This window comes from Photorhabdus laumondii subsp. laumondii (assembly GCF_003343245.1).
GTDB lineage: Bacteria > Pseudomonadota > Gammaproteobacteria > Enterobacterales > Enterobacteriaceae > Photorhabdus > Photorhabdus laumondii.
In genome coordinates, this window is sequence record NZ_CP024901.1 from 717,165 (window position 1) to 731,877 (window position 14,713).

Sequence of the window (14,713 nt, forward strand, 5' to 3'; positions counted from 1 at the left end):
TAATGCATAAACATTTTGTTCGCATGATTACTGTGATGTTCCTGCTTTTTTGGGGAACGACGAGTTATGCGCAAACACCACAATCATCACAACTACTGCAAGAGACAATTTATAAAAGCGAGAGTGATCATCGTCAGTATCAGGGAATCAAACTGGCAAACAATATGACGGTCTTGCTGGTATCTGATGAGAAGGCAACCAAATCTCTGGCAGCGGTAGCAATTCCGGTTGGTAGTATGGAAAACCCTGACAGCCAGCTCGGGCTTGCACATTATCTGGAACATATGGTTCTGATGGGATCTGAACGTTACCCACAGTCAGGTGATTTATCTGAATTTTTGCAAAAACATGGTGGTAGCTATAATGCCAGCACCGCTTCTTACCGCACAGCTTTCTACCTTGAAGTAGAAAATGAAGCGTTAGCTCAAGCCACAGATCGTCTGGCTGATGCACTGGCTGAGCCGTTACTTAATCCAGTGAATGCAGATCGGGAGCGAAATGCGGTTAATGCAGAGCTGACAATGGCGCGTTCGCGTGATGGGATGCGGGTTGCTCAAATACGGGCAGAAACCTTGAATCCTAAGCATCCCAATGCCCGTTTTTCTGGTGGTAATCTAGAAACATTAAAAGATAAACCGGGGAGTAAATTACAGACAGAACTGGTGGATTTTTATCAACGCTATTATTCAGCCAACCTGATGAAAGGTGTCATTTACGGTAATCAGCCTATCGATAAACTGACTCAAATTGCCGTTGATACTTTTGGTCGGATACCGGATAGAAAAGCGAGTGTGCCGGTGATTACTGTGCCAGCAGTAACGGAAAAAGAGAAAGGGATTATCATCCATTATGTTCCTGCCCAACCGCAAAAGGCATTGCAATTGGAATTCAGTATTGACAATAACAGTGCTGATTTCCGCAGTAAAACCGATGAATATCTCGGTTATATAATAGGCAATCGTAGCCTGAATACATTATCAGATTGGCTACAAACTCAAGGACTAGCAGAAAGTATCAGTGCCGGTGCGGAGCCTATGGTTGATCGCAACAAAGGTATCTTTTTTATTTATGTGACGTTGACAGATAAAGGGCTTGCACAACGGGATCAGATTGTTGCGGCTATTTTTGCTTATATTAATTTATTGAAACAAAAAGGCATTCAGAAAAGTTATTTTGATGAAATCGCGAAGGTTTTGAACCTATCTTTCCGATATGGTTCCGTTGTTCGTGATATGCATTATATCGAATGGTTATCGGATGCTATGTTGCGAGTTCCTGTTTCCAATGTACTGAATGCCGGTTATTTAGCTGATAACTATGACCCGAAAGCAATCGCCAATCGGCTTGCTGAGTTAACACCTGAAAATGCAAGAATCTGGTATATCAGTCCAAAAGAGCCACACAATAAACAGGCTTATTTTGTTCAGGCACCTTATCAGGTTGATCGAATTACATTGCAGCAACGAGTTAAATGGCAGCAATTAGAGGAGCAGATGAGCTTTTCTCTGCCCGCACCAAATCCTTATATTCCTGACGATTTGAAGCTGATAAAAGCAGATAAGAGTAAAAAACATCCAGAAATGATCGTTGAACAGCAGAATGTCCGCTTGCTTTATATGCCGAGCCAATATTTTGCTGATGAACCTAAAGCCAGCATTACGCTTGATTTGCGCAACGCAGAAGGTTTGAATAGCGCTCGTGAGCAGGTCACTTCCTCTTTGCTTGATTATTTGGCAGGGCTTTCCCTTGACCAGCTTAGTTATCAGGCTTCTGTTGCAGGAATGAATATTTCTACGGGCTCATCTCAGGGGCTGCAATTAGGAGTAAGTGGTTACACTCAGAGTCTGCCAGCGCTTTTAACCTCTTTAATCAGTAATTACATGGCATTCACACCAACTGAGGAGCAATTGGCACAGGCTAAGTCCTGGTATCGTGAGCAGATAGCGGTTTCTAATAACGCTAAAGCTTATGACATGGCTATGCAGCCGTTGAAGCGCCTTTCTGTGGTGCCTTACATTGAACAATCCACCCGTCTGGAAGCGCTGGAGACTATCACGGTTCAGGATATTGTTACGTATCGTCATGAGATGATAAAAAATGCTGCTTTGCAAATGATGATCATTGGGAATTTGACCGAACAGCAGAGCAAAGTGATTGCTGAATCTGCCCATAACCAACTGGCAAATCAAGGAAATGATTGGTGGAGTGGGGATAAGGTGGTGATTGATAAAAATTACCCGGTTAATTTCCAGCGTGTTGGCAGCAGCACAGATGGTGCTTTAGCAGAGGTTTATATTCCGACGGGTTATAACCGTATAGAAGGTTATGTTTATTCCAGTTTGTTGAGCAACATGCTCCAGCCGTGGTTCTATGAGCAGTTAAGAACAGTAGAGCAACTGGGGTATGCAGTGTTTGCTTTCAATACCAGTGTGGGGGAACAGTGGGGGTTGGGTTTCCTACTGCAAAGTAATAGCAAGCAACCAAAATATTTGAATCAGCGTTATCAAGATTTCTATCAGAACGTGGGTAATAAATTGAAAGCCATGCCTCAAGCTGATTTTGAGCAGTACAAGAGTGCGCTGATTAATGAAAAGCAGCAACCGCCACAAACTTTCTATGCCGAAGTTGCCCGTTTCTCCGGTGATTTCAGTCGTAATAACTTTAGTTTTGACAGTAGAGATAAAATGCTTGAGATCCTAAAGAAAACTACACAGCAACAATTGATTAGTTTCTATCGGAATGCGGTCATCAAACATATAGGGTTGTCATTCATTTCGCAAGTGATTGGTAAATCAGGAAACTTGGATGGATATGCGAAATTGAAAGGTTGGAAAACCTATCAAAATGTGACTGAATTTCAGAAACGGTTACCTGTTGAGGTAAGAGCTCAGTGATCACAGAGATATCTGTCCACAGGCTTAATGTATTAACTCTGCCGCTGACTGGTCAGCGGCTGATCGAAGCATCGGCCGGGACGGGTAAAACCTACACCATTGGCATTTTATATCTGCGTCTTCTACTTGGACTGGGGAAAGATGCCGCTTTTTCACGGCCTTTAAGCGTGGAAGAAATTCTGGTGGTGACTTTTACTGAGGCAGCAACAAATGAGTTACGTGGTCGTATCCGTGAAAATATTCATAAACTTCGCCTTGCCTGTATTCGAAATGCAATAGAAGAGACAGAACCTGCCTATCAACAGCTATTGAATGAAATCCCGGATAAAGGGCAGGCGGCTATTTGGTTACTCGCCGCAGAGCGGCAAATGGATGAAGCGGCGATTTATACCATTCATGGTTTTTGTCAGAGAATGTTGGCACATAATGCCTTTGAATCTGGGATTTTGTTTGAACAGACATTAATTCAGGATCAACATCCGTTAGAACGGCAAGGGTGTGCCGATTTCTGGCGGCGACACTGTTATCCATTGCCGTTATCAATGGCGCAGGTGATCAGCCAGGAGTGGAGTGGGCCGGAAGCCCTGTTGGCTGAATTATACCCTTATTTACAAGGGGATATGCCATATATGGTTGATGCGCCAGCCAGCGATGAAACGCTGTTAAGTCGTCATGAAAAAATTACCCAGTTGATCAACGATGTTAAATACCAATGGAATGAAGCTGCGGGAGAGTTGCACGATTTAATTGCGGGTTCTGGTGTCGATAAAAGAAGTTACAGTAGTAAGCACTTACCAAATTGGCTGAATAGTGTCATGGATTGGGCTCAGACGCCTACAGAGGATTATCAGTTGCCAAAAGCGCTGGAGAAATTCCGGCAGTCAGTATTGGCAGAAAAGACAAAAAAAGGTGAGGTACCTGAACATTCACTTTTTGTTGTGATAGATGATTTATATCAGAAACCACTTACTTTACGTGATTTGATTATCTCCAGAGCTATTATTGAGGTTCGCCAATCAATCCGTCAGGAAAAATTAACACGTGGTCAAATGGGGTTTGATGATTTACTAACCCGTCTTGATGATGCTCTGAAAGGTCCCGGCAGTGATTTGCTTGCTGAGACAATCCGCCGACGCTATCCGGTTGCGTTGATCGACGAATTTCAGGATACCGACCCACAGCAATACCGAATTTTTCATACCATTTATGGCACTCAGCCTGAAAATGGATTGCTATTTATTGGTGATCCCAAACAAGCTATTTATGCATTTCGCGGCGCAGATATTTTCACTTATATTCGTGCCCGCTCTCAGGTAAGTGCTCACTATACTCTGGAAACAAACTGGCGCTCTGCCTACTCGATGGTACAGGCAGTAAACAAACTGTTTATGCGTTCAGAAAATCCATTTTTGTTTGAGCAGATTCCTTTTATTGAAGTTTCTGCGGCAGAGAAAAACCGAGAGCTCTCTTTTAGCTATGACGGTGAAGAACAGGCCGCACTGAATTTCTGGTTACAACCAGGAGAAGGTGTTTCTATCGGAGATTATGAGCAAACGATGTCACGGCTCTGTTCTGCGCAAATTCGTGATTGGTTGCAGGCAGGTAGTGAAGGGCGGGCTTTGTTACATAAAAGTGAAGGTTCTCGGCCTGTGACGGCGGCTGATATTACGGTTTTGGTGCGTAGTAGAAAGGAAGCGACACTGATCCGTAATGCACTTAATCTGTTATCTATCCCTTCCGTATTTCTTTCTAACCGAGAAAGTGTATTTGATACCGTAGAAGCCAAGGATATTCTCTGGTTGCTGCAAGCGGTGTTATCACCAGAGAAAGAGCGGGTGTTGAGAAGTGCGCTTGCCAGTGGTTTGTTTGGTTTGACCGCTCGACAGATAGACAAACTAAATCATGATGAGAAGACGTGGGACCAGTTAGTTGATGAGTTTGATGGCTACTTTCGTCTGTGGCAACGCCGTGGCGTGTTACCTATGCTACGAGCGGTAATCGCCAACCATCATATTGCTGAGAATTTGCTTGCCAGTTATGACGGTGAACGGCGCTTGACAGATGTGATGCATATTGGTGAGTTGTTGCAGGAGATATCTTTACAACTTGACAGTGAACATGCGGTCACTCGCTGGTTGGCTCAGCAAATCTCTCATCCTGATCCACAATCTGAAAATCAGCAGATACGGCTAGAAAGCGATCGTCACTTGGTACAAATTTGTACTATCCATAAATCTAAGGGGCTGGAATATCCGCTGGTATGGTTGCCATTTATCTGTAATTTCAGGGAGCAGAAGCGGGCGATATATCATGATCGTACAAGCTTTAATGCTTGCCTCGATATCTTTCCTGACGACGAGACGATTGAACTGGCGGAACAAGAGCGATTGGCAGAGGATTTGCGTTTACTCTATGTCGCATTGACGCGTTCTGTTTACCATTGCAGTGTCGGCGTGGCTCCGCTGATAAAAGGCAATAAGAAAAAGGCCGGGGATACTGATCTGCATCAATGTGCTCTGGGCTACCTGTTGCAAAAGGGGGTGAAAGGGGATGCTGATTTTCTGGCAACATCGCTTAAAGAATTAAGCGGAGATGGCATTGTTATATCATCAATTAATGAGACTGATGATCACCCTTGGCAATCGCAAAGTAAAAATGATTTAGTCCTGTCGGCCAGGCAATTTAAACGTAGAGTTCAGGATGATTGGCGTATTACCAGTTATTCTGGTTTACGAAACTCTGTAGTTCATCGTGGTAATGCTTCCGCTTATTTTGCTGGAGAAGAATCTATTGACGTGATTGTTCAGTCTATTGCGCCAAAACTTGATGTTGATGCTAGTGGTGAAAGACAGTTAGTAGAACAACCTGAAATGACACCACATACATTCCCACGGGGAGCTTCCGCGGGGACTTTTTTACACGCTATTTTGGAAGAACTTAGTTTCAGCCAATTACCTGATGAGAAATGGTTGGCAGAACAACTGCAATCAGCCGGATTTGATGAACGCTGGAGTGGGACATTACAGCAATGGATGGTCGATATTTTTACTATTCCATTGAATGATGAAGGAGTGCAATTGGCAAAAATTCCGCTACATCATCAACAGGATGAAATGCAATTTTATCTGCCGGTTGAACAACTTTTGCGATCTCAGATGTTGGATACACTGATACGTCGTTATGATCCAATTTCTGCTCGCTGCCCCCAACTGGAATTTCAGCAGGTGAAAGGAGTGTTGAAAGGGTTTATTGATTTGGTCTTCTGTTGGCAAGGTAAATTCTACCTGCTGGATTACAAATCAAACTGGTTGGGAGAGGAGAGTCAGTTTTATACTCGCCAGGCAATGGAAATAGCCATGATTGAGCATCGTTATGATCTGCAATATCAACTTTATACACTGGCATTGCATCGTTACTTGCGTCACAGGCTGGCTAATTATGATTACCAACAACATTTCGGCGGCGTGATTTATCTGTTTCTGAGGGGAATAGATAAACAACAGCCGGGGAATGGTATTTTCAATTGTCGGCCATCGGCTGAATTTGTTGATGCTTTGGATCTGCTTTTCAGTGGTAGTGAACAGCTTGAGAAAGAGAAAAATTGATGATTTCGTTATTACAACAAGCAGTAAACCTCAGGCTTTTGCGTTCATTGGACTTACAGTTTGCTCATGTATTGATTGAGGATAAAGATCCTGTTTTGTTGTTGGTGATGGCGCTGTTAAGCGCTGAAACCGGTACCGGCCATGTTTGCCTGCCGGTTAATCGGATAACGCCTGAATATTTTTTTGATGGGCGACATCGTGAATTTGCCGAACAGTTATGGCAGGTTGCGGGAAAACCTGATGAGCAGAGTTTGCGGATAGCACTGGAAAATTGTGCTGCGGTTAGTGATGGATTTCAACCCACGCCTGTTGTGCTTTCCCATGATCGGCTTTATTTGCAGAGAATGTGGCAAAGTGAATGTCAGGTGGCGGCTTTTTTTTCCGGCAATCAACCAATCGATAATATTCAGGAACAGCAACTGAAAGTTGTTTTAGATGAATTATTCATGCTATCTGAGGAAATGGTGGACTGGCAAAAAATGGCTGCGGCTGTCGCGGTGACTAGCAGAATTTCGGTTATCTCTGGCGGACCAGGAACCGGGAAAACTACCACCGTTGCTAAGCTGTTGGCTACCTTAATTAAACTTGAACCTGATAAAAAGCGGGTTATCCAACTGGCGGCTCCGACCGGAAAGGCGGCCGCCAGATTGACCGAATCTCTTAATAGTGCGGTCAGAAAATTGCCTCTGACGGAGGAACAATTTGCATGTATGCCGGATCAGGCGCAGACGATTCATCGCTTGCTAGGAGCGCAGCCTGATAGCCAGCGCTTGCGCTATGATCGAGATAATCCATTGAACCTTGATGTGCTGGTGGTGGATGAAGCTTCAATGGTGGATTTACCCATGATGGCTAGGTTGATTGATGCATTGCCACCGAAAGCGAAAATTGTTCTGCTTGGTGACCGAGATCAATTGGCATCAGTGGAAGCAGGCGCGGTGTTGGGTGATATTTGCCGTTTTGCCGAACTCGGATATAGCGTAACGAGGGCGCAACAGCTAAGCAGATTGACGGGATGCCGGTTAGTTGCGGGTGATCAGCAAAATATCCCAGAGGTTCGTGATCGTTTGTGTCTTTTACGTAAAAGTTATCGTTTTAATGTGGATTCGGGGATTGGTCAATTGGCGACGGCCGTTAATCAGGGAAAGAGTCGACAAGCTCTCGCTATTTTGCAGCAACCGTTGAAGGATATCTGTTTTTACCCATTGTCTGACGATGAAGATTATCAGCGGTTGTTGGCAGAAACGGTATCGGGTTATTACCTTTACTTGCATCTGGTGGCAAAACAGGCACCAGTCAAAGAGATTTTAGATGAATTTAACCGCTATCGTTTGTTGTGTGCACTTAGAGAAGGGCTGTTTGGTGTCAGTGGGCTTAATGAGCGTATAGAACAGCTATTACATCGTCAGGGGCTTATTCGTCGTCCAGTCGGGACTTTCAGCCGTGGTTATGCAGGGCGGCCCATCATGATATCGCGTAACGACAGCACATTGGGCCTATTTAATGGTGATATTGGTATTATGCTCAGAGACGAAAATCATGAACTGCGTGCTTATTTTCAACTGCCTGACGGGCAGATTAAGGGAGTCCAGCCAAGTCGTTTACCACAACATGAAACTGCGTATGTGATGACCGTACATAAATCGCAGGGCTCAGAATTTGAACATACCGCTTTGGTATTGCCAACGCAATTTGTGCCGGTTGTCAGCCGTGAACTGGTTTATACAGCGATAACCCGTGCCAGAGAAAAACTGACTCTTTATGCACATGAAGCGGTATTGCGTCAGGCAATCCAGACACCAACTCAAAGGCGAAGCGGGTTAGCAGAGCGGCTTAGCTTACAGGTGGATTAGTACTTATTCTGATAGACTAACTTGTGCAAAAAAATTTATATATTAACGATGTTGCCATATCTTCTCTGACATTTTTTTGATCGTTATTTGTTCTGTTGTTGGATGGGATTTTAAGCCCGACAATCAGATCATTAATCCCTTTAATGAGATTTCTGATTTGCCGTGCTGACTTCGGTAAATATCCCTTTTCAGTTTTGTAAAAAGTTCTCGATTGGGTGATTGAAAAATTCTCGTGCAGTGAATTAGAGATTACATTGACCTATGCAAGATAAAGGTATCTTAAACCTACCTATATGCCAAATTTTGGTTAATTTCTAACTGAAATATCTTTTCTTAGTCCTTCATGTTGATTGATTGTGAGTCGTAATCGTTCAGTCAGCAATACCGAGTAGTTTCATCGTGATGGCTATATACCCGTCATCTTTCAAGTTGTTTCTTTGTTGGCCGCACTCACTCACCCCGGTCACATAGTTATCTATGCTCCCGGGGATTCGCTCCCTTGCCGCCGCGATGCATCTTGAAATCCATAGGCTATATACTGATCGATATCTTAATTTCACCGATTCAAAAGATTCAAAAATAGTTGCAATGACTGAATCAAATTGCTGATGTTTATGTTTTGTTATCAATGTAAACAATAAAATTATAAATTTAATAAATTTTAATATTATTGTGTGGTTAATGTCACAGTTTGTGAATATATTAAATGAAATTTATTATTATTTGATGATATAAACGCCTAATTATATGAATTGTGATTTGTTTACTAAACGGATTGCGGATATGTCTGGATAGCTTGCTAGGGGTGAGATGAATATCCAGATTTTTGATTTAAGGATTAAGTTGTCTGATGCAAGATAATGAAATGAGTACTGAGTCACCCCACTCTTCCCCGGGGCTGGACACCGGCCTGATTTGCCTGGCAATGTTGGCCAGGTTTCACAACATCGCTATATCGACTGAACAACTTTCACACGAATTTTCCACTGCCAGCCAAGGTTTTACCCTGAAAGAGCTGCTGCTGGCTGCTCGTCATTCAGGGCTGAAAGCCAGGGCTGTACACACAACACTGGCCAGACTTGAACATACTCCCTTGCCCGCCATTGCCATTGACCGAGATGGGCAATTTTTTATTTTGGCTAAACTGGATAAAGAACAGGCTCTGATTCAGGACCCACGTTCGGCGCGCCCCGAAGTTATCAGCTTCGAGCAGCTTGAGCAGCGTTGGACAGGGCAATTGGTGCTTGTGCGTTCCAGTAACGGTCTGCCCGGAGAGACTTCTCGTTTTGACTTCACTTGGTTTATCCCGGCTATCGTCAAATACCGCAAGTTGTTGGGTGAAGTTTTGCTGGGGTCTTTTGCCTTGCAGTTGTTTGCCCTGGTGACTCCGTTGTTCTTTCAGGTGGTCATGGACAAAGTACTGGTGCACCACGGCCTAACCACACTGGATGTGGTCGCGGCGGGATTGCTGGGCATCATGCTGTTCGAGTCGGCCCTGAGCGGTCTGCGTAGCTACGTGTTTGCCCACACGACCAGCCGTATTGATGTGCAGTTGGGATCGAATCTGTTTCGGCACTTGATTAATCTGCCGCTGGCTTACTTCCAGGCCCGGAGAGTCGGTGATTCTGTGGCTCGTGTACGTGAACTGGAAAATATCCGTAGCTTCCTTACCGGCAACGCCATTACCCTGATGCTCGACGTGCTTTTTTCTCTGGTGTTCATCCTTGTGATGTTCTATTACAGCGGCTGGTTGACTCTCATTGTGGTGTTATCATTGCCGCTTTATGCACTCGTCTCGGGGTTGGTTACACCTCTCTTGCGTAAGCGATTACAGGATAGCTTCACCCGCAACGCTGAGAATCAGGCATTCCTTGTCGAAACGGTCAATGGCATTGATACCCTAAAGTCAATGGCGGTTGAACCGCAGGCCATCCGCAAGTGGGACAACCAACTGGCGGCTTATGTTGCCGCCGGTTTCAAAACACAGACCTTATCCACTATCGCCAATGAAAGTGTTTCGCTTATCGGCAAGTTAGTGACGGTTGCCACACTCTGGCTAGGTGCCCGCCTCGTGATAGACGGGCAGCTATCGGTGGGGGAACTGATCGCATTCAATATGCTGGCCGGCCGTGTCAGCGGCCCTATCATGCGTTTGGCGCAACTGTGGACCAGCTTCCAGCAGACCGGAGTCTCAGTGCAGCGCCTGGGAGATATCCTCAATTCCCGTACGGAATTGTCTCAGGCTACACGTAGCACAGTACCGCCGCTCAAGGGGCAGGTAGAGTTCGAACAGGTGCATTTTCGTTATCGGGCTGATGGTTCTGAGGTGCTGCGCGGCGTCAATCTGGTCATTGGCGCGGGAGAAATCATTGGTGTGGTGGGCCGCTCCGGTTCCGGCAAAAGCACTCTGACCCGCTTGTTGCAGCGGCTCTATGTTCCGGAGCGCGGACGGGTCATGGTCGATGGCATGGACTTGGCATTGGCTGATGTGTCCTCGCTGCGCCGGCAGATCGGCGTGGTGTTGCAGGACAATATGCTATTCAACCGCAGCATTCGCGAAAACATTGCCTTGAGCGATCCGGGTGCGCCGCTCGAAGTGGTCATGCACGCCGCCCGCATGGCTGGAGCTCATGAATTCATCCTTGAACTGCCCGAAGGTTACGACACCATTGTGGGAGAACACGGCGCGTCACTTTCAGGCGGTCAACGGCAACGGGTAGCCATTGCCCGCGCCTTGATCGGCAATCCTCGCATTTTGATTTTCGACGAAGCGACCAGTGCGCTGGACTACGAGTCTGAGCGGGTGGTTCAGCAGAACATGCAAAGCATTTGCAAGGGGCGCACGGTCATCATTATCGCTCATCGGTTGTCCGCTGTACGCGACGCGCACCGTATCCTTGTAATGGATCGCGGGCAGATCGTTGAACAGGGCGCCCACGCCGAGTTACTGGCACGTCAGGACGGCCACTATTCACGACTGCATCGAATGCAGCAGGGATGACAGGCCTCCATTTCTGGAAAGTACGATCAAAACGGCTAATCACGCAATCAATGGTTAATAACATAATCAATGGTTAATAACACCATCAGAGGCAGATGTGACCAAGATAAACATACTCCGATTCAAGGAAAATAATTTCAAATGAGCGCTACCCTTTCCTTATTGCAGCGTTATCGTCACGCGTGGCGTGAGTCTTGGCACCAACGTAAAAACATGGACGTGTCGCCGCGACTGGCTCATGAATTACAGTTTTTACCGACGGCTTTGGAGTTGCAGGAAACACCGGTTCACCCAGCACCGAGAATTTTCACCTGGACCATTCTGGGTTTTGCTGTATTGGCGTTGCTCTGGGCCTACATCGGCAAAATCGAGGTAGTGGCTATCGCCCCGGGAAAGGTCGTTCCCAATGGCAAGACCAAGTTGATTCAATCCAGTGAAACGGCGGTGGTCAGAGCGATCCACGTCAATGACGGCCAGTCGGTGAAAGTTGGCGAGTTGTTGGTTGAGCTCGACCCGACGGCGGCGAGCGCCGATGTCAGCCGGATCCAGAGCGAGCTGCTGGCTGCTCGTATCGACAGTGCGCGGAGTGCCGCCATGCTCGACGCGATCAATCAACAAAAGTCGCCGGCGTCGCTGGTAGGAACGATTGACAACGCCAACCCTGAGCAGGTACTCAGTGCCCAACGCTGGCTTCAAGGACAATATCAGGAATACCGCAGCAACCTGGAGTTGGTGGATGCAGAAATCCTCCAACGCAGCGCCGAAATCCAGTCAGCCCAGGCCCAGGTGGCTAGTCTGCGAAAAACGCTGCCGATTGCGACACGATTGGCCGAGGATTACCAACGGTTATTGAAGAAACAGTATGTGTCGCGGCATGAATATCTGGAAAAAGAGCAGACGCGACTGGATCTGCAACGTCAGTTAAGCGTACAGCAGGCCAGTGTCTTGCAGCACGCCGCCGCTCAGGACGAGGCGCGACGTCGGCGTGAGGCTGTTGTTGCGCAAAATCGCCGCGCCATGCTCGACCTGCAACAGGAAGCCAACAAAAAGGTAGCGACCCTGGTTCAGGAGCTGGCGAAGGCCCGTTATCAGGAAACTTTGACCAGCCTCAAAGCCCCGGTGGCCGGCACAGTTCAACAACTCGCTATCCATACTGTCGGTGGTGTGGTGACACCTGCTCAGCCGCTGATGGTCATCGTCCCCGCAGACCAATCGGTAGAAGTGGAGGCTAGGCTGGAAAACAAGGATGTGGGTTTTGTCCATGTTGGTCAACCGGTCACCGTCAAAGTGGAAACTTTTACTTTTACCAAGTACGGCACCGTTGACGGCGAAGTGCTCAACGTGTCGAACGACGCCATCGAGGACGAAAAGCATGGGCTCATCTATAGCAGCCGCATTCGTTTGAAGTCTGATCACGTGATGGTCAATGGTCAGCGAGTCCCACTGTCTCCGGGCATGTCGATCACGGCAGAAATAAAAACTGATCAACGTCGCGTGATCGATTACTTCTTGAGCCCATTGCAGCAACATATAGATGAAAGTCTGAGAGAACGGTAGGTTGTGAGGGCAGCTCTGTGAACTCGGCTCGCCATACTCACCGTTTTCCGGGTTTGAGATAAATGACCGTTAATGTTTTTCGCCGCCTTACTTTATTTGGAGTGATGAAATGAAAGTATTACGTATACATGAAAGGTTTAAAAACTGGCGCAATATGATTATTTTCATGAGCTGTACATTATTAATGGCCTGCTCTAAGTTCATTGATATATACAAACCGATTGACGTATCGAAGTCTGGTCAATCAGTCAAAATTGATTTTGAAATTAGCAAGGAAGGCAATTATCAGTTTGTCCTGCTGTTTGAAACTGGGGAGGGTCATGATGAAATGGCAAGGCGGTTTAAGTTGTTTGGGAGAGCTGATAAAGATGGAGTAATAATCCCTGTTTCACTCTATATCGTTAAAGATGGCAAGATTTTTTTTGATAAGAAAATAAACGCTTCAGGGTCCGAAGGAGGGCGTGTCTTCAATTACGAAGAGAGAAGTATAAATACGGCTGTGAGAGAAATTAAAACATTTTCATTACCTCCCGGACGCTACTCTGCGGTAATTACCACCCTGGAGGATGTCCCTGCTTTTAATGGTATTGAGAGTTTTGTTGAATTCAACCATTACGATCCGAAGATTTGAAATGGTATCAGTATAAACAAAGAAGATATAAAAATTTGGAGTGACGTGATGAAAATATTACAGGTAAACGAGAGATTCAAAAACTGGCGCAACATTATTATTTTTATGAGCTGCGCCTTATTAATGGCCTGCTCTAAGTTCATTGATATATACAGACCAATTGACGTATCGAAGTCTGGTCAATCAGTCAAAATTGATTTTGAAATCAGCAAGGAAGGCAATTATCAGTTTGTCCTGCTGTTTGCTACTACGGATGATTACGATGAAATGGCAAGGAGGTTTGAGTTGTTTGGGAGAGTTTATAAAAACGGAGTAATAACCCCCGTTTCACTCCATATCGTTAAAGATGGCAAGATTTTTTTTGACAAGAAAATAAACGCTGCGGGATCCGAAGGAGGGCGTGCCGTCAATTACGAAGAGAGAAGGATAAATACGGCTGTGCGAGAAATTAAAACATTTTCATTACCTCCCGGACGCTACTCTGCGGTAATTACCACCCTGGAGGATGTCCCTGTTTTTAATAGTATTGAGAGTTTTGTTGAATTCAATCATTACGATCCGAAGATTTAAGAAGATTTAAAATGGTATCAGTATAAACAAAGGAAATATCAAAATTTGGAGTGATGAAATGAAAATATTACGTATATATGAAAGGTTTAAAAATTGGCGAAATATTATTATTTTTATGAGCTGTACATTATTAATGGCCTGCTCTAAGCCCATTGATATATACAAACCGATTGACGTATCGAAGTCTGGTCAATCAGTCAAAATTGATTTTGAAATCAGCAAGACTGGAAATTATCAGTTTGTCCTGCTGTTTGCTACAGGGGATGATCATGATGAAATGGAAAGGCGATTTAAGTTGTTCGGGAGTATTTATGATGACGGAGTAACAATCCCTGTTTCACTTTATCTGGTTAGAAATGATAAGGTTTTTTTTGATGAAAAAATAAACTCAGGGGGATACGACGGGGGGCAGTCTTTCTATTACGAAGAGAGAAGGGTAAATACGGCTGTGCGAGAAATTAAGACATTTTCGTTATCCCCCGGACGTTACTCTGCGGTCATTACCACTCTGGAGGATGTCCCTGCTTTTAATGGCATTGAGAGTTTTGTCGAGTTCGCCTATTACAATCCGAAAATTTAAGAAGATTTAAAATGGTATCAGT

8 protein-coding genes are annotated in these 14,713 nt (G+C 45.4%); all 8 read left to right on the forward strand.

The genetic code is table 11. The features are described from left to right. The first annotated feature begins 2 nt into the window (after positions 1 to 2). The 8 genes from ptrA (at position 3) to PluTT01m_RS03260 (ending at position 14,691) form a co-directional block, all read left to right on the forward strand. Complete coding sequence (gene ptrA / locus PluTT01m_RS03225; protein ID WP_011145007.1) at positions 3 to 2,894, forward strand: pitrilysin; 2,892 nt, start codon at positions 3 to 5, stop codon at positions 2,892 to 2,894. Further along, positions 2,894 to 6,499, forward strand: a complete 3,606-nt coding sequence (gene recB, locus PluTT01m_RS03230; protein ID WP_041380575.1) for an exodeoxyribonuclease V subunit beta — start codon at positions 2,894 to 2,896, stop codon at positions 6,497 to 6,499. Before ptrA ends, recB begins: the two co-directional genes overlap by 1 nt. Then, positions 6,499 to 8,352 carry an exodeoxyribonuclease V subunit alpha gene (gene recD / locus PluTT01m_RS03235; RefSeq protein WP_041379907.1) on the forward strand — a complete coding sequence of 618 codons (1,854 nt, stop codon included), beginning with the start codon at positions 6,499 to 6,501 and terminating at the stop codon, positions 8,350 to 8,352. Before recB ends, recD begins: the two co-directional genes overlap by 1 nt. 865 nt (positions 8,353 to 9,217) lie before the next feature. Further along, positions 9,218 to 11,353, forward strand: coding sequence for a type I secretion system permease/ATPase (locus PluTT01m_RS03240; protein WP_011145010.1), 2,136 nt, complete (start codon positions 9,218 to 9,220; stop codon positions 11,351 to 11,353). Positions 11,354 to 11,494: 141 nt separating this feature from the next. Next, entirely contained in the window at positions 11,495 to 12,910 is a 1,416-nt protein-coding gene (locus PluTT01m_RS03245) for an HlyD family type I secretion periplasmic adaptor subunit (RefSeq protein ID WP_011145011.1), read from the forward strand. Between the two features lie 109 nt (positions 12,911 to 13,019). Next, positions 13,020 to 13,541 (forward strand): DUF5625 family protein, encoded by a 522-nt coding sequence (locus PluTT01m_RS03250; protein WP_011145012.1) that lies wholly within the window; start codon positions 13,020 to 13,022, stop codon positions 13,539 to 13,541. Positions 13,542 to 13,589: 48 nt separating this feature from the next. Beyond that, positions 13,590 to 14,111, forward strand: a complete 522-nt coding sequence (locus PluTT01m_RS03255; RefSeq protein WP_011145013.1) for a DUF5625 family protein — start codon at positions 13,590 to 13,592, stop codon at positions 14,109 to 14,111. Between the two features lie 58 nt (positions 14,112 to 14,169). Next, positions 14,170 to 14,691 carry a DUF5625 family protein gene (locus PluTT01m_RS03260; protein WP_011145014.1) on the forward strand — a complete coding sequence of 174 codons (522 nt, stop codon included), beginning with the start codon at positions 14,170 to 14,172 and terminating at the stop codon, positions 14,689 to 14,691. Positions 14,692 to 14,713 lie beyond the last annotated feature (22 nt).